This is a genomic window from Brucella sp. NBRC 14130, from assembly GCF_040371715.1.
Taxonomy (GTDB): Bacteria; Pseudomonadota; Alphaproteobacteria; order Rhizobiales; family Rhizobiaceae; genus Brucella; species Brucella intermedia.
This window is the reverse complement of record NZ_BAABTE010000003.1, coordinates 507048-524273: the sequence shown is the minus strand read 5'-3', so window position 1 is coordinate 524273 and position 17226 is coordinate 507048. Positions and strand designations below refer to the sequence as shown.

The window sequence follows — 17226 nt, the reverse complement described above, 5'->3', positions numbered from 1 at the left end:
TACAAACCACCGGCACCCGAAGCAGCCGTCTGGCCTCCACAAAATGGGCCAGCGTCAACACCAGCAGTGGCAAGCAGACCGATCATGCACTAACATTCCAAACGGATCACCTCGTGGGGGCAGGCCAGACGAGGAACTCACCATAAAGTCTCTTCTCGCCTGTCGAAGGATTGCGTGTGAAGGCAACGCCAGTCGCAGAGGTTTCACCCATATTGCCGAACACCATCGCCTGCACATTAACCGCCGTGCCCCAGGCCGCCGGGATATTGTGCAAACGACGATAGGTGATGGCGCGCGCATTCATCCAGCTTGAGAAAACGGCGCCTATAGCGCCCCAGAGCTGTTCGCGTGGGTCTTGCGGGAAAGGCTGGCCGAGTTCTTCCTCGACCTTAGCCTTGTAAGAGGCGATGACCCCCTTCCAGTCTTCGGCCGTCAGCGCCGTATCGACCTCAATGCCGAGATCGGCCTTCTTGTCTTCGAGAATTTCTTCAAAGAAGCCATGATCGACACCCAGCACGACATCCGAATACATCTGGATGAAGCGACGGTAGCTGTCATAGGCGAAACGCTCGTCACCCGCCTCGCGGGCGATGGCCTGCACAGTCTCGTCGTTGAGCCCTAGATTGAGCACCGTATCCATCATGCCCGGCATAGAAGCACGGGCGCCAGAACGCACCGACACCAGAAGCGGCTTTTCGGCATCGCCGAAATTACGCCCCGTCACTTTCGCAATATGGGCCAGAGCCGCCTGAACCTGATCATTGAGCTCGGATGGATAAGACCGGTCGTGATCGTAATAATAGGTGCAGACTTCGGTCGTGATGGTAAAGCCTGGAGGTACCGGAAGACCAAGGCTGCTCATTTCAGCCAGGTTCGCTCCCTTACCACCGAGAAGATTGCGGTCGCTTGCCGCGCCTTCTGCCTTGCCGTCGCCGAACGTGTACACCCACTTCGCCATCATGGCCTCCTTACTGCAGGATAGGTTCATGAAAGGCTTGCAACAATTACAAGCACTCCTGGAACCAGCTCCTCGTTGCTTATGCGATAGGAAAGGCTGCTGCCAACCAAAAAAGCCCAACCGCGACAATAGAATCGATTAAACGCGAAATCAGCGCGGTAAAGGTTCAAATTGGGACGACGAGAAAGCAGAAAAATCATTATTGCGCCACCAATTGTGCTCAATCGTTCGCACAGCCGGAGAAGTAAATTTCAGCAGCGCGGAACGTTCCATCGGTGCGTTTACATTGCACAACAACGTCAACCGAAATCTCCAACATACGTCGGATGTCAGCGCGTTCGAGTGCGCTTCCCCCTTCCGATTCCTTGACTAGTAAAGTCAGTTGCTCGAAGGCAAGTCTGGCAGAATCTGCATGAACTGTTGTGATGGATCCTGGATGGCCCGAGTTGATATTGCGAATATAATAAAACGCGCTTCCGTCTCTCAGTTCCTGCAGCAATATACGATCGGGACGCATTCGCAGGCACGATTCGAGCAATTCCTTCGGACCTGCATTTGATAGTCCCTGCGAACCCTTCGAATAAAACAGACGCACCTGATTTGGTTGGGAAATTATAAGTTCCGGGCTGTCTTCAATCGAAATGACACGCTCGTGTTGTGGAATATGCTTGATAAGAGCTTTTGAAAGAGTGGTTTTTGCAGATCCCGTCGCGCCAGAGATAATAATATTTTTCCGCGCGATAACAGCTTGACGAAGAAACTCCTTGAATTGCCCTTTTTTGTAGAGTTCTTGTAAACGTTCTTGCTCTTTTGAAAGGGTACGGAAGCTTGTTTGCGTCTGAGAGAAAAAGCCATTGGCGTCCAGATCATCAAGCGTAAAATCAAGCGATGATGGCTTCCGAATTGTGATGCTGACCGTTCCCTTCGTGGTGGCCGGTGGAATGACAATTTGAATTCGCTCGCCATTTGGAAGTGTTGCCGAAAGTATCGGTCGCGTTTCATTGATGGTTTGATGGGAAAAGCTTGCCACCGCCCGGGAAAGGCGCATGAGTTTTTCAAAGGAAAGCCCAGAAAGATCGTGTATCTGCCAACCACCCGGCCCTTCCGTCAGCACCTGACCCGGATGATTGACAATGATCTCATATAACGAGCAATCATTCAGGAAGACCGCGAGAGGCTTTAGAAGTTCACGAACGACGGCGCTGTCCTGGGCTTCAGCCATTTGTCTACCTATTTTGTCACAAGCGTCGATGGCGGTTGGAAATCACCCAAAGCCGCCCGATCGAGAATGCGATTTCCAGGTTCGGTTACACGGAGCTGGTAAACGCCTGCAAAATCGAGATCGCGAGCGACAAAGATGGAGACCAATTCCCCCTGATGTTTGTGGAGTGTCGGGGCAATATTAATTGATTGCTCCACTGCAATGGCAGCAGCCTGTTTGCCGGCATCCGCGGTATTTTGTGCATCAAAATTGCCGTCTTGCAGACGACTGCTCGCGTAACTTGTCGCATCGCCGACGACGGAAAGGAGAAGCGCACTGCCGAAGCGCTCCCACCAATGCGTATCGACCTGCCCGCCAACGCCAGCGCGGCCAAGCGCATCGGTTGCTGGCGAGGCAAGCGTAACGATCACACCTTGAGGCGTTTTCGCCCTATTCCAAAGCACAAACAGACGTTTTTGACCCCGTTGGAGACCACCACGATATTCCCCGACAAGCTGGGTTCCTTTTTCCATCAGCACCACGCGGCCGTTATCGGATAAAACGTCGCGGTTGATCACACAGCTTGCAAAGCCCGGCTGATCCGAGGCAAGTGCCGTTTCGAGCACACAAGGGATCGAACTACCCATGGCGATGATGAAATCGCGATTTCCGAGCATACCGGCGCGCGATCCCTCAAGTCGGGTCGGTCGCAGAAGGTTTTCGAACCGCTGTTCGTCGGCATTCTGCTGGTTCTGGCCAATAAAATTGCCATCAATTGGCACAAAATTCCCATCTGGCACCGCATTACTGCCGTTCCCGCCTTCGCCTCGCAAGGCCGAATTTTTCTGTCCCCCGCTATAGGCCATAACGGGCGCACGACGGGCGGCATCAAGCAATTCGTCCACTTGGGGCATGGGGTCTTCAAGGACCGGTGTTGGCAGTTTTACCACCGGCTTTTCTTCAACCGGCTCTGTCTTTTCTCTTGCCGCCTCAAAGGGTGTCGTTTGGCGGATCACGACGCGCTCGGTCTCGATATTGCTGTCCTTTGTTTTGTTTCCAGATGTCGACCACAGAGCAAAGCCAATAAACAACACAATGGCGAGTGCAACAGCACCGCGCTTGAGAACAGGATTATTGTCGACGCGTGTAGCTGTAACCGTTTCGGCGCGCTCGCCTGGGATCTGATGTTCCTCAGTCTCGGCCATATTAATCACTTCTTCCCCTGTCCCGCCAGATCCGGTTTCACGATGCGTTCAACGGACGGAGACGTCGTGTTTGTGGCAGGGTTGATGCCAATCCGGTCATAGGCTTCATTGAATACGCACAGCACATCTTTGCCTCGTCGCAGAATGAATTTGCGGCTTAACGTATGGACCATGACCAGATTGCCATCGACAGTTTTGGGTACGAGGCTCTCCGACCCGTCAGAATTTTCCATATAGATTGCAGGCATTTCCTGATTGCCCGCAAAGGAAAATGTCGTGATTTTACCGTTGTCGTAGACGCTTTGCGGCTCCAGTGCCTCTGCCCCTTGTGCAGAGTAGCGCCAGTTGCGCGGACCATATGCCTCGTGAAGCGACAGCACATTGTCAGCATCCTTGGCTTGGGCTGCGCGCGCCTGGACCGCAGCTTGCTGGCGGCGCAGTTCGGCTTGGTCGTGTGGATATCTGAATTTCACATAAAAGTAAGTATTCTCTCCGACTTCTACCGAGCCCTCCCGCACCTTAAGTTCCATCTGGTAACTGCGCGTAGACCCGTCCCGACGTGTCGTTACAACAGAGATATTGGTAATCGGTTGGTTTTCTCGTGGTTTTAAAAACAAGATATTACCGGCTGGTGCGACTTCCCAGGCAACGCTGTTGCCAAGCGCCACATGTGCAATTTCCTCATCCCGAGCAAACTCGACTTGAACCGAGGAGCGCAAGGACCCGATGATCCTTGTGATATTGTAAGGCTGATAACTGACAAAACGGACCCGACTGTCCTGCGATGCTGTTGTCGGTATCTCCAGCGCGAGGACACTGGACACAGATGACGCCAGAAAAAATGTGACGATGATTGGAAAACGCATCAATCGATTGCCTCCGGATCTGCCCGATATTCGCTAACAGCGAAACCAAGCGGATTCACCAGTCGGTCTGTCGATGACATGGGAGCGTTGGCGTAGGAATAGGTGAGGGTCGCAACAAAATGTGTTGTCCGGACTTCTTCACCGCGGGTTACGCTACGCATGTAGCGTACCGATACCACGTTCTGATTAATGAGCGCGATGGAGACGATGTTAATCCGCACCGTGGCAGAGCGGCCATAGACATTTTGTGGTGATTGCGGATTGCTGCCACGATAAGTAGCTGCGAACCGCGCCTGTTCGGCTTGCGTAGAGAGAAGCGCAATTGTTCGAAAATTCTCCTGGGCTTCGCTCCAGACATAGCCTTCGCGTCCACGAACATATTTTGCCGCAAAATATTTGGTCACGGCTTCGTCGTAAGTGCCAGCGGTCGCCGATAGCGCTGAAACGACATCCACGATCCCGGTAGAATTGTCGACACGAACCACGAAAGGTTCGACAGTTTTCAGCGGCGCAAGGCTTGCAACTGCAAGGATTGATATGCCGGCAACAATACCGGCCGCAATTGCGATCGACCACGCAACGCGATTTGATCGCTCGACCTGAATCATGCGGTCTTGATCAAAGCGACGCGCTTTCTCGAAATAGCTTTTGAGATTGTCTGTCGTGACCATCAATCCTCGCAATCGCCAAAAGAGGCATCAATATCGAAATGATCAAAAGCGCTCGATCGCTTGCTCTCATGGACAAGGCGCGTGATGGCTTGCGCATCGGGCTTCGACAATGCACTCGATCTTTCCCATTGCCACATTGCGCGGTTCAGTGGTCTTCGCGCATTTCCATCGCATTTTGGCAAGGAATTTGTCAGCGACGAACAACTGGCAAGTACGAGCGCAATCCCGAGAACCAAGGTCGGCTTGATCGCTGATAAATACCTGTTTTTTATCGCCGCAGACCAGGTCATACACAGATCTCCTTCGCTCAGAGTGCTCTTCTCATCATGCGGGTGCCGCGAGCCATGAACCCCACGCCCCGCGATGTTGCCTTGGCAAGCAATCCTTCATGCGCATCGCGTGAAGCTGTATAGCCGTAAGCCAGAGACGCTCCGCCGGACGCTAGAGCCGAAGCGATGCCTGGAAGCTGATAAAAGACATAAAGAGCGGCAATGCCGATGGCACAAAGCGCGATGGGACGCATCAAGACGTCGGAATAGCCCTCGATTGCTGTAAAAGTTGTGTCGAGGCATGCAATCAGCAGCGCTCCAACAGCGATGACAAGAACCTGAAGAATGACAAAATTTGCCACTTGCCCGATCCAGGCCTCTGTGAAGCGTCGCGTCGACTGGAACAGGGCAAATGCGATGAAGATTGGGCCGATCGCCAGCACGATGGCTAGTGCCAATCGCGCATAAAGTGAAACGACATAACCTATTCCCGCGACAAGAAAGCTGACGCCAATTACCAATAATCCGCCAACACCAGTTACAATATCGATGGGCCAGGAGGATCGTGACCAGATGTCGGTCGCTGAGTTCTGTCCTTTATCCAGCAGACTATCGAAGGTCGATGCGCTCGGCGCCGCACCGGAATTTAAAGCTTGCGAAATCTCGCGCGGCAGCTGTTCGAAAAAAATATTGGTGACATAGGTCTGGTATTCGCTGGCGTTCTTGACCAGCGTCATGATGATCGCAAGCTTGATCGCGCGAAAAGCAAAATCAAGGATGGGTTCATGCACCGAACCGCGCAAAATAAGATAACCAAACAAGATAACGTAAAGGGTCACGGCAACAGTAAGCGGGCCGGAAACCCATTCGGCAATGTTCGACGTCCCATCGGATATGAACATCTCCAACGGCCGCTTGAATTGTCCATCAATAAACTCGAAAACGTGATACACGGTGCTAGCCTCCAAGCGCCTTGCGCATATTCTGGAAACGCAACTTGCTATTGGCTGCTTCGGCATTCATGCAGTTAGCCGTATTGCGCAACTCACCTGGATTGTTGCGACACTTGTCGAGAATGCGTGACAGCATTCCCTGATCGGTCAACAATTCTTCGACCGTATAGGTCGCTTCAGCTTTCTCTGTGCATGCGGACAGAAGGACGAACGCTGTCAGGATCAGGACATTTTTCATTTCAGCGCCCCCTTCATTGCATCCATGCGACGGCGCCAATCTTCTGCCTTGCGCTGATCATCAACCTGCGTTTGCGCCTGCTGAACCATGCGCAAGCCTTCCATGCGCAGCACATCGGTTTGCACAAAGGCTTGCTCGGCCAGAAGCCTTGCTTGCAAATCGGCAATTTCCTTGGCTTCACTTGCCGTGGAAATTTTCTGACGGAGTTCATCAATTCCTTCGATGCGTTTTGTTGCTGCGTCGTAAATTTTCTGGCCGATCCCCATCTGGCCGGCATTTTTGTTCTGCACACGGGACAGTTCTTTTGCGTAAAAATCGTCAGCGGAAGTTTTGTAGGTCGTATTTTTGTCGAGGAATTTTGTTGCAGCATCGTTCAACGCCCCGCTGCCATTGCCTTCGAATAATCCTTCTACGGCAGCAAATTCCGGCGGAAGGGCTTTTCGGATCGCTGGATCATTGAGAACCTGTGCGACATCCGCCATATCTGTCAGCTTGTTGAAAGAGGCATAAAGCTCTTCGGCCTTCTCAATCTGCTGATGAAGAGCATCGAGCTGCGATTTCAACTGCGCGATACTTTCCATATGTTTGGCGATCGCTGTTTGATCAATGACAGGGATGCCCTGCCCCATCGCAGCTCCTGTCGACAAGGTCAGCACTGCAGCCATCATTGCGCAAGAACATCTATAAGAAGCCATCAACTTGCACTCCTTCTCTTCTGGAAAACTGGAAGCCAGTCCGCAGGATCGTTTCCGATTTCAGCGCGGATCGTATCGACAAGCTCGACATTTCCGGTACGGCCGGAAAGAACAGCCAGTTCATCATCAAGGCCGTTCAGGTCGAGCTCTGCAACGACGCTGTTGTGACCCTGTTTCAACAAGAATTGCCGGCTTTCGACTGATAATTCGCGCGCAATCAGTTCGTATTCACGTTCGGTAAGCTTGAACCCATCGACATAGTCAGCGTGATTACCGCGCGAATTCGGGAGGAAAATCTGCGTGGGACATTGCTCGATGATCGTATGAGCAATTGGAGAGACAATCGCATCGCGCGGGCTTTGTGTTGCAAACAGCATCAGACCATTTTGCTTGCGGATGGTTTTGAGCTTGTTTTGCGCCAGATCGCGAAAGCCATCGTCCTGCAGCGCTTTCCAGAATTCATCGATGACGATGAGTATGCGCCTTCCGTCAATCAGCTGTTCGACACGATGAAACAGATAGGCCATTAGGGGCGTGCGGATTTCTTCATGGTCGAGAAACTCCGTCATGTCGTAGCCGACGAACTTCCCACCTCTTCCTGCCCTCATCGGGGCAAATTCGTTGAGGCCAATATCGTCATCGTCATTGTCGAACACCCAGCCAAGCGGCCCTTCGCGTTCCCAACGGCGAAGCCTGGCAGCGATCCCTTCAGGATCGGTATTGTTCAAGAATGTGCGTAGTGCACCAATCGTTCTGCGCTCTCTAGGCAGATCTGATAGGCCATCGATCGCAGCAGCGATGTCACGCAGTTCGGTTACGGTCAAATCTCGAACGTTGGAGCGAACAAGTTTGCCAACCCATAAAGCAAGGAACACTTTATTTTCAGGCGTGAGCTCGAGCGCCTTTAAAGGAGCGCATCCGGTCGGACTACCATTTTTAAGCGGAAGATATGTTCCGCCGGCGGCCCGCACATAAAGGTCGGCTCCACGATCCTTGTCGAAGAACACAACGTGAGGATCGTGTTTTTCGAGTTGAGAAAGCATGAAGTTGACGATGACTGTCTTGCCGGTTCCCGACGGCCCGCACATGAAGGTATTGCCGAGATCGCCGTAATGAAAATTGAAATAGAACGGTGATCCGGAAGCCGTCTTCAACAGCGCGACAGCTGGCCCCCATTCGTTATTGTCCTTCTGGCCGGCCGGATAGGAATGATAAGGTGAAAGCGCTGCAAAATTGCGCGATGTAATCGCCCCTGACCGTGCACGGTAGCGAAAATTTCCGGGAAGCTGCGCCCACCAGGCGGCATCCAATCCCAGATCTTCTCGTGCAACGACGGCCCCACCACTGGTAAGACTTGCCCGCGCCTTGGCGAGGTTGTCGGCGAGATCTTTGAGAGAGGAAGCAAAGACGGCAAGCGAAAGATGATGCCCGCCCAGAACAAATCGATTTGATTCAAGGTCGTCCATCGCTCGGTCGAGATCACCAATCTGGGATGCTGCTTTGTCACCACTGCTAAGCATCTGATTTTGCTTACGACCCAGGATCGATCGAGCGTCTGATTTGGAGGTGAATGCAAAGGATTGCGTCAGGATAAATTCAAATGGACTAGAGAGCACTCCATCGAGCATGCCTGTTCTGGTGCGAGCTGGATATTCTTTGAAACTCAGTATACCGGCATAGCGGTTTTCGGCCTCGTGCCGGATCTCGACAGTTTCTCGCCCGATGATAACGCGGTCAGAGTAAATAGCGGAAGAAACTGGTCCTTCCGTCAACGGAACGGGCTCGCGCCTACCACCAACCAGTTGGTGCAAAACTTCGCTCAGTTGTGAATATACAAGCCCGCCTCGCTCGTAAAGCGAAAGCACGCGCGGCTGAAACCGCTCCAGGCCTGCAGTTACATTAATCACCTTGTCCTGAAGATCTTTAAACGCCTCCTCATCAAGTTCGACATTTTGCGCTCGTCTTAGCTTTGAAAAAAATCGCGTGGTTTTATCTGCACCGTAACGGGCCGGAGACCAGAGCAGCGTGAGATAAAGGTCGTTACAAAAGAGGTTTTCGCCAGCCATCTTGAGGCGATATTTTTCGTTAAGGGCGTTCGAAAACGCTGCCGAAAATTCTCCGTCCGGATAACTGTCGTTCCGCCGCCTGATAACATGCGTCCATAAGGCAAGCCGCTCATCGGCGATGTTGCGATAAAGGGTGTTGAGGTCACGGTGTAATCCATTCAAATCGAGCACATCTGCCGTTTCGAATGACACTCCTTCCAGTGCGATCATCACCATCAGCGTTCCGGCGTTAAGAGCAATCGTCGTCTCATCGACATGACGGACGTAAGGAATGTAGATTTCCGGTCGAAGTTCTCGGACCTTTAGCTTCATGATGTCAGGCAAGGTTGAGATCCCTTTCATCATATCGACGTATCAGGCAAAGCGGAGATAGCGTTGCCCCACCCCAATATCCGCTATTGCGAGATCGACCACGCGTATCCACCCATGCGAGCACAATGCGAAACATGTTATGGTCGTGTCTGATGAGAGCTCGAAAAACGAAATGGAAAACGATGCCGACAAGAGCATAGGAAATCGAGCCAGCAAGGAGATAGAATATCGTCGTTGCCATGACGTTGATGCCCATGGCCTCCATCGTCACGCCCGCAACCATAGCGGGTCGGGTGCAGGCAAGAAACAGCGTGTCTTCCTCCAAGATTGGCTCAACACTTGTCATCGCTCAGCTTCCGACGATGGTGCCAACGAGCTCGGATGAGCCAGCAATGATGCCAATCCCGATGATCCAGTACCCTGCCCGACGCAAATCCATGTAACCAAACATCCAGGCGATGGCGATCACGATTACCGCAATTGTCGCCAGCAGTCTGAATATGTTGCCGGTTAGAAGATCAACGATGTTTTGGAGAATGGTCTCGATGCCAGCGGCTTGTGCTAATGCAGGCTCGCTCACTATCGGCACAATGGCAGCAGCCATAACACAAGAGGCGACAATTGGACGGAGGCGGCAATAGAAATTCATTCGCTTTGCTCCTTTGGGTTGTTCTGAAACACGAGAACCGACAAATTGCGTGGACTCCTGAAGACATCCCACGAGGATAGAGATGGGACGGAAGCTGCTTCCTCCGGGGCGTTATTGGCCGCACTCTGCCCGCTTTTGCTTGTCACAGCGCCAACAGATGTTTCATGCACCCCGCCCCGTTGCTCCACGGCATTTTCGATGACGAGCTTGGCCATGGTTGGCCGCAGTTGTTTGATTTTCTGGAAGACCTGTTCGTCGTATCGGACTATTTCACCGATCAAGGCGTCACCACGCCCATACCAGGATCTCAGCATCCGTTTTTCAGCCCTTATCGGGTCGAAATTTTCCTCGACTGCATGGCGATAATAGCCATCGAGAAGATGAGCAGTTGTTTTGAGATTCAAACAGGGATCGAATGCGTCAGCGATCGATAGATTTGATTTTCTCAAGTCCTCAAGGCTGATACCGCCCAGACCAAGCTGAATGTCCTGCTGCTCGGCGACAAGTGAAGTTGCAACCTCGATCGCTTCGGCTTTGGTCGCCGGTTGCTGCTTGAGCGGCAAACCGCTGTTAATGCGAATATTAAAAGGGGCAAAACCACTTTCCAGGCTGACGACACCGGCAAGCGTTTCGGGCGAAACAAAAGCTGCGCAAGTTTGAGCGAGAACGAGAAACGAAACAGGCATGGCTTAGTACCACACTCTGTGTTTACCCAAGCGGTCGATGGTCACATCGATATAACTCGGTTTTTCGCGAACGAATGGCCGGGTGGTTACATATGCCAAGCATTGATTGCGGCTATTGTTTCGCTGCATTCGCGGCGAGATGACCGTCTTTTCAGTGGAGGCGATGCTTCTTTCGTTCCGGCAAAAGGCGCCATCCACAGCCTGAAGAGATGTTGAGATACATGTCGCCGCACGTCCGCCTGCACTTTGTCCGGCAAATAGACGATATCCGGATTGACAATAATACGGCTCATAGCGCGGCCGCGAGCTTTTGAAACCAATACCATTGCAAGTGGGAAATGAATGGCCTCTGGCCAGCCAACTCCAAAGTTTCTGGATAGGCGGTCGACATTCGGAATATTGCATTGGGCCGCCAGGATTGGATAAACACAGGATAACTTGGCATCCCCAGCTTTCGGCGCGAGCGTCGGGAGCTTGAATGAGGTATAGTGAACCGCAACCCATAACCCCTATCGCAAGTTTTAAGAGAAAGCTTCTCATGCTCATAACTCCGTTATCGACCGTCTTTCGACGTTATGATGAAGTAAGTTCACCAGCACTCATACTAATCAAATAATGCATAGTTAAAAGAATGGCAAGCTTTTTAAGTGATCGATGGCAAAGTCAGGCATTGGCGGTCTTCGCGGTTCGTGAAATTCTCGAAAAACCGCTCGCGGATGAATCACCTCAATCCCGCATCAAACAGATTGGAATGGTAAACATTCTCTACATGATGCATCAGGCTCACGAGCCTTTAACCCTTGCAAATGTTATGGTTTTTACAGGAATGACCCGTGGCGGCGTCATTGAAACGATGGAATCCCTTGTGCAACGCGGCATTCTGACCGAAACAATGGGCAAGAATTCCATGGGTAGAGGCACAGCACGACAGTTCGAGTTTGCGCCTGAGGTTTTTGCGCAAATTCGTTCTGTTGGTTAGGCTCCCTCATTTTTACTGATAAAATTAATATAGAAAAAACGGTACGGAAGTCGAACTGACCAGCATTCACGACAGCTTCCATTTACACAACTGCTGAATATTTTGGTCGGTTCGGTGAGTTTAACGACGGTTGATTTGTGATCACCACTGACACGCACTTTTGTTTAATATTATCGACACCTAGCTTCAAAATTGAAGTCAGCCTGCACATAACGGAATTTCATTCTCTTCTAAATATTTTTTCTGGACGGAAACCAGTATATACTATTTTCTTTAATTAACGATAATATATAACAATAGATAATTGATCGAATTCCATAAAACTCAACAACGCCATTGGCCGAAATGAAAATAGAAATTCCATTTTTCTCATACTTCATTACGGCCTTTCCATTTGAAAACACAAATGAAGTCGAGTGTCGTTCAGTCGATACCGAGAGACAAAATGGTTTAATCTTGTCTGTTATTACCCTCGACACACCAACAGCATCTACCGAACGAATGAAACCCTCAATACTCAATTCGTGCATTGCAAACCCTTTCCATATTCTGGATCGCGCTTCAAAGCCGACTATAATCCGAGTTCTGCTGCCTTCTTTTTCGCCTTCATTCCGAATTCGCGCACTACCTTAACGGTATTTATATCGAAGTCGCGCTCGAGGTAGGCGTGAAACGCCACAAAACTTCTGAAACCTTCTTCATCTTCAAGAGGCACCAAGATCCCAGTCACCAAACGGAATCGCTTTAGAAAATTAAGAAAGCTCTGGCTTCGAATATCCCTGTAGCGGTCGTAGGTGCTATCCCAGACGAAAGCGCGATTACCACCAATTAATTGTGCAAGCAGGACATCACTCTCAATCCAGTTCAGACGCTTATATTCACGCATGACATCCAACGGAATGGTACAGTATGTTGGGTCGAGCAACAGCGATTCCTTAGTTGATTTGTGGCAGGAAAGAATGACAGCATCAAAACCTAAGACGGCACAACTCTTGTCAATCGCCCCAAAAAATTGTTCAGGAGACTGCGCATTCGCAATCGACTCGCTGAGCCTATGAAAACGGGCGGCATTAAAAAGCGGTGCGCGCGATCCACCGTTCGTATTGGCTCCGTGTTTTGTCGCTAATGGAAATGGCCCACTGCCCTGTGGCGCAAACCCATGCGACTTGTTGAATACCGATATTTCGGAGTGACGAATTGCTTCAACAACCGCATGCGTTTTATTCGTCGCACCTAGCTTGATACGTGAATTTCGCAGATGAGTTACGACTGTGGTTTCCGCAACCCCCAGAATAATAGAGATTTCCCATCGTGTTTTTCCCTCCGCGGTCCAATACAACACAATTCTCTCCTGTGAGGTCAGCAGCTTCCGATTGGATTTCTTGAATACCCCATCTTTTTGCAACTGTTTTACCTCTAACTGTCGAGCGAAACAGAAGCCCGTGACCTAGAGATCATTGAATATTCTCTCATATCTTCCAGGAAAAAGACTGCAGAAATCCTTTTGAACTACAAATCCACTGCCAGCTAAATTCGTTCAAAGAAATATCGCTCTAAGCTACGGTGCCGCAAGACCGACCACATGCGTTTGATTATTATAGTAGGTGGCTTTGATCGTGAAAATTTGGATTGCTAGATTGCATGAGACTCACAGCTATCTTTGCGAGAAATTTGCGGCTTTGTCGTCAAGAATCTGGCCTTACTCAAGAACGCTTGGCCGAGTTCGCTGGCCTTGATCGAAACTTCATTGGCAAACTCGAACGAGAAGAATGCTCTCCCACCTTGGAGACCATTGAGGCATTGTCTCTTGCCCTGCAAATTAATGCGGAACGCCTCATTGAGCGCCCCTTCCTAACGCCACAAAAATAAAGGTGATTGGGCCGCTATTTCCTTATTTATCAACCTTCTGCTGTCGGCGGAGTAGATCGTTCGGCTCGACCGCAAGGGCATCGGCCAGCATCGCGAGCGTTAAAATGGTCGGATTGCGCTTCCCCGCTTCCAGCCCACTAATATAGGCACGTGTCTTCGCCGCACGGAAGCTCAATTCTTCCTGCGACAGGCGGCGTTCTCGCCGAATTCTCTGAACATTGAGACCAACAACCGAGCGTATGTCCATCTGACGACGGTTGCAGTGGCGTACACTATATGACGACACACTATAATGAACATTCCGCTTGACACGCAGTCGACGTAAGGACTTTAATGTACATTATATGGAACAATGTTCTTATAATTGGAACAAAATATGAGTAGCAATCTCTCGCTTGAAAAAGGCCTTCTGATCCTCAATTTGCTCAAAGACGCACGTGAACCCTTAGGTGTGCGGGAAATTGCACGACGGCTCGAATTGACACCCTCAGTTGCCCAAAGGCTGCTGAATACATTGGCCGCGCAAGGTCACGTGGAACAAGAAAACAATCGCCGCTACCAAATTGGTTACGCTGTGCTTGGGCTTGCGCAGCATGTTTTTCAACGCAGCAGACTTCTGAAACTTGCGGAAATAGAACTCAAACAGCTGGCGGCTGGCGGATGTTTCAACGGCTTCCTTGGCGTTAGACGCGGATCTGCTGGCGTTTATGTACTCGCCGTACAATCCGACAGTCCTGTCGTCATTCGCGCCCATCCTGGTGAGTCGATGGCGCTTCACTCAACCGCTCTCGGCAAGGCTTTGCTATTCGGTATGAGCGATAGGTTGATTGCAGATCTGCTTGGCCATGAACCGCTCCGGCGCCTTACAGAACGAACAGTCGTGGAAGTAGACAAATTGGTTGAGCAACTACGTCTTGGACGCTCGCTCGGGTACGCCACGGCCATGTCGGAGAATCTAGAGGGAGTCATTTCGGTTGGAGCTCCAATTTATGACGCGGCGGGCTCGGTAGCAGCCGCAATAAGTATCGCATTTCCGCGTGCGGTCTACCCAAAGGTCAAGATCAGCGACGTAGCGGATAAGATAGTTACGGCTGCGGATCGTATCTCGAAAGGATTGGGTTTTGAAGAAACGTAAATTTTGAGGAGGAAAGGATAGCCAATGTTACTACACGAAGAACGTCTTCAAACAGCAATGATCAAACATGATCTAGCGGCAATAGTGGCTACGTCACCAGAAAATGTCCTTTACACAAGTGGTTTCTGGTGTCTGCCACAATGGATCAGGCGCGGACCGCAGGCCTTCGTGTTACGTCAAGCGAAAACGGACATTCAATCCTCGGTTGTCATCACTGGAACTTCCACACTCGATCTCCTCGCCGATCAAAACGTTGATACGAAAGTCCGTAGATTCGGCTCCTTCACTGTCGATACTGCCTCTTCAACGGAACTCGACGCGGTAAGTTTTAGACAGAAAGAACTCTTCAATCTGCCTGACGACAGCAATGCAATTGATGCCCTTATAACAGAAATCCGCTTACAAAGGCTGTTGAAGGCCCGCATTGGCCTTGATGAAAGCGGATTATTGCCTGGCGATATGGAGAAGCTGCGTAGCGAGCTCCCCGACGTCAACTGGATTAACGCCGCTGCGCTGTTCCGATGGGTTCGGGCGGTCAAGACTTCTGAAGAGATTGAAAGACTCACGACCGTCGGCGCGATTACCGAGAGATCCATTGCTTCTGCGCTTAAAGTTGCGACCGTCGGCGCGACAGAACATGATCTCGCCAGAGTATTTCACGGCCAGACGGTCGAGGAAGATGGCTTTCCGGTTTTGGGTTGTATCGGTTTTGGCGAGCGTAGCGCATTGATGAATGTCCAGCCTTCAGATCGTGCACTCAAGGCTGGCGATATGATCCGTTTCGATGTCGGCGGCCACTTCAGGCACTATCGTGCGGATATTGCGCGAAATGTCAGCTTTGGAGAGCCATCGCAGGAAGTTCGGACCAAGTACAATGCGCTGAACAGAGGCGTTCAGCGAGGCATTGAGCAAATCCGCCCAGGCGTTTCCGTATCGAAGATCTTTGAAATCGTTGTCGATACGGTACGCGCAGAGGGCATCCCTCATTACCAACGCAGTCATGTTGGCCATGGCATCGGTCTGGATGGATATGATCTTCCGCTTCTTGCCGCAGGCAGCTCCGATATCCTTGAGGAGGGAATGGTTCTCTGTATCGAGACGCCGTATTACGAACTGGGACATATTGGCCTTCAGGTCGAGGATATGCTTGTCGTCCGTTCGGGCGGCGCGGAATTGCTGACCAACAATGGCGACAGCCTGATGGTGCTGTGATGATGAACAGGATCGCAGCATATTCCTGCTATCGATGCGGTAACGAATTTCCGATCGACATGCCGATCGATTCACGCGGTTGCCCGTCATGTCTGGAAATCGCTCCTTCAAATCTGAAAGTGCTTTATCGTGCTCCCACTCCTGCAACCTCGACCGTTAAGGGAATAGCCCGGCTGCCTTCGCTCTGGCGTTATGCTGAAAGGCTCCCTTTTGATGAGAGCTCCGCTGTCTCTCTGGGCGAAGGTCTGACACCACTCCTTCGATCGGAACGGATCGGTGCAGTGATCGGCGTGCCAAATCTTTTCATCAAGAACGAGGGCTACAATCCAACTTGGTCACATAAGGATCGGTTCTCAACCGTCGCGGTAACGGCCGCGGTAGAGGCAGGTGCATCAGTCGTCGCAACGAGTTCAAGCGGAAACGCTGGTGCATCGCTCGCCGCTTATGCAGCGCGCGCGGGACTTGAGTGCATCGTTGCGACCATTGCGGGTTCTGCGGGGCCCATGCTCTCGCAAATCCAGAAATATGGCGCCAAAATCGTACCCTTCGAAAACAAGCAGGAGCGCTGGCCGTTTCTCGCCAAGGGTGTCGAACGCTATGGTTGGTTTGCAACGTCGCCTTACAGACATCCAGTTGTCGGCAGCCATCCGATCGGCATCGAGGGGTACAAAACCCTCGCCTACGAAATAATCGAACAGTTCAATGGGAAAGTGCCGGACTGGTGCGCGTTTCCGGTCTGCTATGGCGACGCGATCGCGGGCGCCTGGCTCGGATTTCACGAGTTGATGGTAGACGGATTGATCGCCCGGATGCCGCGCCTGCTTGCGGCGGAAGCGCATGGCTCTCTCGCCACAGCGCTTGAGACTCGAAGCGACCAGATACCCGACATGGCCGCTTCGTTCAATGCGCTCGCCGTTTCGGTTGGAGCGACAAGAAGCACATACCAGGCCCTCAAGGCGCTACGCGCTTCCAACGGCACCGCCATTCCCGTCGCCAATGACGGTCTGGTCGCCTTTCAAGAGCGAATTGCCGCGAGCGAAGGCGTATTTTTGGAGCTTTCTTCCGTGATGCCGCTCGCTGCTATCGCGACAGCACGACGTCGAAACAGAATCCGCGGAGATGAAAGCGCTGTCGCGGTTGTCACGGCTTCTGGTCTGAAGGACATCGACAAATCCATTTCGGAAAAGCCTCTCCCGCGCTTCAGCAATATCGAAGACGCCCTCAGGCATTGCGACATCTAGCAAAGAAATACCGATACGCCC

General features: G+C 51.5%; 20 protein-coding genes and 1 pseudogene. 5 read left to right on the top strand and 16 right to left on the bottom strand.

Going from position 1 to position 17226, the window contains the following annotated elements; genetic code table 11:
• Positions 1 to 127 precede the first annotated feature (127 nt).
• The 14 genes and pseudogenes from ABWW28_RS08675 to ABWW28_RS08610 all read right to left on the bottom strand — a co-directional run.
• Positions 128 to 958: pseudogene (locus ABWW28_RS08675) on the bottom strand (PEP/pyruvate-binding domain-containing protein); the annotation flags it as partial.
• Positions 959 to 1178: 220 nt separating this feature from the next.
• Positions 1179 to 2180 (bottom strand): P-type DNA transfer ATPase VirB11, encoded by a 1002-nt coding sequence (gene virB11 / locus ABWW28_RS08670; RefSeq protein ID WP_353390779.1) that lies wholly within the window; start codon positions 2178 to 2180, stop codon positions 1179 to 1181.
• Positions 2181 to 2188: 8 nt separating this feature from the next.
• On the bottom strand, positions 2189 to 3364 hold the full coding sequence (gene virB10 / locus ABWW28_RS08665; RefSeq protein ID WP_353390777.1) for a type IV secretion system protein VirB10: 1176 nt from the start codon (positions 3362 to 3364) through the stop codon (positions 2189 to 2191).
• 5 nt (positions 3365 to 3369) lie between these two features.
• Positions 3370 to 4230: a P-type conjugative transfer protein VirB9 gene (virB9, locus tag ABWW28_RS08660; RefSeq protein WP_012090938.1), complete on the bottom strand. Its 861-nt coding sequence runs from the start codon at positions 4228 to 4230 to the stop codon at positions 3370 to 3372.
• Entirely contained in the window at positions 4230 to 4901 is a 672-nt protein-coding gene (locus ABWW28_RS08655; protein ID WP_012090937.1) for a VirB8 family type IV secretion system protein, read from the bottom strand. Before ABWW28_RS08655 ends, virB9 begins: the two co-directional genes overlap by 1 nt.
• Positions 4901 to 5191, bottom strand: a complete 291-nt coding sequence (locus ABWW28_RS08650; RefSeq protein WP_353390775.1) for a hypothetical protein — start codon at positions 5189 to 5191, stop codon at positions 4901 to 4903. Before ABWW28_RS08650 ends, ABWW28_RS08655 begins: the two co-directional genes overlap by 1 nt.
• A 17-nt stretch (positions 5192 to 5208) precedes the next feature.
• Positions 5209 to 6123: a TrbL/VirB6 family protein gene (locus tag ABWW28_RS08645; RefSeq protein ID WP_353390773.1), complete on the bottom strand. Its 915-nt coding sequence runs from the start codon at positions 6121 to 6123 to the stop codon at positions 5209 to 5211.
• Positions 6124 to 6127: 4 nt separating this feature from the next.
• Positions 6128 to 6361, bottom strand: coding sequence for an EexN family lipoprotein (locus ABWW28_RS08640; protein WP_125301962.1), 234 nt, complete (start codon positions 6359 to 6361; stop codon positions 6128 to 6130).
• Positions 6358 to 7056: a P-type DNA transfer protein VirB5 gene (gene virB5, locus ABWW28_RS08635; protein ID WP_353390771.1), complete on the bottom strand. Its 699-nt coding sequence runs from the start codon at positions 7054 to 7056 to the stop codon at positions 6358 to 6360. Before virB5 ends, ABWW28_RS08640 begins: the two co-directional genes overlap by 4 nt.
• Positions 7056 to 9464, bottom strand: a complete 2409-nt coding sequence (locus tag ABWW28_RS08630) for a VirB4 family type IV secretion/conjugal transfer ATPase (RefSeq protein WP_353390796.1) — start codon at positions 9462 to 9464, stop codon at positions 7056 to 7058. The genes virB5 and ABWW28_RS08630 overlap by 1 nt, the downstream gene beginning before the upstream one ends.
• Positions 9439 to 9780, bottom strand: a complete 342-nt coding sequence (locus ABWW28_RS08625) for a VirB3 family type IV secretion system protein (protein WP_012090931.1) — start codon at positions 9778 to 9780, stop codon at positions 9439 to 9441. The genes ABWW28_RS08630 and ABWW28_RS08625 overlap by 26 nt, the downstream gene beginning before the upstream one ends.
• A 3-nt stretch (positions 9781 to 9783) precedes the next feature.
• A complete protein-coding gene (locus ABWW28_RS08620; RefSeq protein WP_012090930.1) occupies positions 9784 to 10083 on the bottom strand; it encodes a TrbC/VirB2 family protein in 300 nt (99 codons plus the stop codon).
• Entirely contained in the window at positions 10080 to 10769 is a 690-nt protein-coding gene (locus ABWW28_RS08615; RefSeq protein ID WP_012090929.1) for a lysozyme family protein, read from the bottom strand. The genes ABWW28_RS08620 and ABWW28_RS08615 overlap by 4 nt, the downstream gene beginning before the upstream one ends.
• 3 nt (positions 10770 to 10772) lie before the next feature.
• The gene (locus tag ABWW28_RS08610) at positions 10773 to 11309 is read right to left on the bottom strand and encodes a hypothetical protein (protein WP_012090928.1); all 537 of its coding nucleotides are present in this window, start codon (positions 11307 to 11309) and stop codon (positions 10773 to 10775) included.
• Between the two features lie 91 nt (positions 11310 to 11400).
• Here ABWW28_RS08610 and ABWW28_RS08605 point away from each other — a divergent pair, with 91 nt between their 5' ends.
• On the top strand, positions 11401 to 11748 hold the full coding sequence (locus ABWW28_RS08605) for a hypothetical protein (RefSeq protein WP_012090927.1): 348 nt from the start codon (positions 11401 to 11403) through the stop codon (positions 11746 to 11748).
• Positions 11749 to 12319: 571 nt separating this feature from the next.
• On the opposite strand, the gene ABWW28_RS08600 is transcribed toward ABWW28_RS08605, so the two are convergent.
• A complete protein-coding gene (locus ABWW28_RS08600; protein ID WP_012090925.1) occupies positions 12320 to 13153 on the bottom strand; it encodes a LuxR C-terminal-related transcriptional regulator in 834 nt (277 codons plus the stop codon).
• 236 nt (positions 13154 to 13389) lie between these two features.
• On the opposite strand from ABWW28_RS08600, the gene ABWW28_RS08595 reads away from it, so the two are divergent.
• Entirely contained in the window at positions 13390 to 13617 is a 228-nt protein-coding gene (locus ABWW28_RS08595; RefSeq protein ID WP_012090924.1) for a helix-turn-helix domain-containing protein, read from the top strand.
• Positions 13618 to 13639: 22 nt separating this feature from the next.
• On the opposite strand, the gene ABWW28_RS08590 is transcribed toward ABWW28_RS08595, so the two are convergent.
• Positions 13640 to 13864, bottom strand: a complete 225-nt coding sequence (locus tag ABWW28_RS08590; protein WP_040129697.1) for a helix-turn-helix domain-containing protein — start codon at positions 13862 to 13864, stop codon at positions 13640 to 13642.
• A 129-nt stretch (positions 13865 to 13993) separates the two neighbouring features.
• On the opposite strand from ABWW28_RS08590, the gene ABWW28_RS08585 reads away from it, so the two are divergent.
• From ABWW28_RS08585 to ABWW28_RS08575, 3 genes are read left to right on the top strand one after another with little or no spacing between them, the layout of a single operon-like run.
• Entirely contained in the window at positions 13994 to 14752 is a 759-nt protein-coding gene (locus ABWW28_RS08585) for an IclR family transcriptional regulator (RefSeq protein ID WP_012090922.1), read from the top strand.
• A 24-nt stretch (positions 14753 to 14776) separates the two neighbouring features.
• Positions 14777 to 15964 carry a M24 family metallopeptidase gene (locus tag ABWW28_RS08580; protein ID WP_012090921.1) on the top strand — a complete coding sequence of 396 codons (1188 nt, stop codon included), beginning with the start codon at positions 14777 to 14779 and terminating at the stop codon, positions 15962 to 15964.
• Positions 15964 to 17205: a pyridoxal-phosphate dependent enzyme gene (locus ABWW28_RS08575; protein ID WP_353390766.1), complete on the top strand. Its 1242-nt coding sequence runs from the start codon at positions 15964 to 15966 to the stop codon at positions 17203 to 17205. Before ABWW28_RS08580 ends, ABWW28_RS08575 begins: the two co-directional genes overlap by 1 nt.
• Positions 17206 to 17226: the final 21 nt, after the last annotated feature.

Bases quoted from the DNA above. Each gene is read 5' to 3' on its own strand.
- ABWW28_RS08580 (WP_012090921.1), top strand. From the start codon at position 14,777: ATGTTACTACACGAAGAACGTCTTCAAACAGCAATGATCAAACATGAT.
- virB5 (WP_353390771.1), bottom strand. From the start codon at position 7,056: ATGGCTTCTTATAGATGTTCTTGCGCAATGATGGCTGCAGTGCTGACC.
- virB10 (WP_353390777.1), bottom strand. From the start codon at position 3,364: ATGGCCGAGACTGAGGAACATCAGATCCCAGGCGAGCGCGCCGAAACG.
- ABWW28_RS08620 (WP_012090930.1), bottom strand. From the start codon at position 10,083: ATGAATTTCTATTGCCGCCTCCGTCCAATTGTCGCCTCTTGTGTTATG.
- ABWW28_RS08595 (WP_012090924.1), top strand. From the start codon at position 13,390: ATGAGACTCACAGCTATCTTTGCGAGAAATTTGCGGCTTTGTCGTCAA.
- ABWW28_RS08585 (WP_012090922.1), top strand. From the start codon at position 13,994: ATGAGTAGCAATCTCTCGCTTGAAAAAGGCCTTCTGATCCTCAATTTG.
- ABWW28_RS08575 (WP_353390766.1), top strand. From the start codon at position 15,964: ATGATGAACAGGATCGCAGCATATTCCTGCTATCGATGCGGTAACGAA.
- ABWW28_RS08625 (WP_012090931.1), bottom strand. From the start codon at position 9,780: ATGACAAGTGTTGAGCCAATCTTGGAGGAAGACACGCTGTTTCTTGCC.
- ABWW28_RS08590 (WP_040129697.1), bottom strand. From the start codon at position 13,864: ATGGACATACGCTCGGTTGTTGGTCTCAATGTTCAGAGAATTCGGCGA.
- ABWW28_RS08615 (WP_012090929.1), bottom strand. From the start codon at position 10,769: ATGCCTGTTTCGTTTCTCGTTCTCGCTCAAACTTGCGCAGCTTTTGTT.
- ABWW28_RS08655 (WP_012090937.1), bottom strand. From the start codon at position 4,901: ATGGTCACGACAGACAATCTCAAAAGCTATTTCGAGAAAGCGCGTCGC.
- ABWW28_RS08605 (WP_012090927.1), top strand. From the start codon at position 11,401: ATGGCAAGCTTTTTAAGTGATCGATGGCAAAGTCAGGCATTGGCGGTC.
- ABWW28_RS08610 (WP_012090928.1), bottom strand. From the start codon at position 11,309: ATGAGAAGCTTTCTCTTAAAACTTGCGATAGGGGTTATGGGTTGCGGT.
- virB11 (WP_353390779.1), bottom strand. From the start codon at position 2,180: ATGGCTGAAGCCCAGGACAGCGCCGTCGTTCGTGAACTTCTAAAGCCT.
- ABWW28_RS08640 (WP_125301962.1), bottom strand. From the start codon at position 6,361: ATGAAAAATGTCCTGATCCTGACAGCGTTCGTCCTTCTGTCCGCATGC.
- ABWW28_RS08650 (WP_353390775.1), bottom strand. From the start codon at position 5,191: ATGACCTGGTCTGCGGCGATAAAAAACAGGTATTTATCAGCGATCAAG.
- virB9 (WP_012090938.1), bottom strand. From the start codon at position 4,230: ATGCGTTTTCCAATCATCGTCACATTTTTTCTGGCGTCATCTGTGTCC.
- ABWW28_RS08630 (WP_353390796.1), bottom strand. From the start codon at position 9,464: ATGAAAGGGATCTCAACCTTGCCTGACATCATGAAGCTAAAGGTCCGA.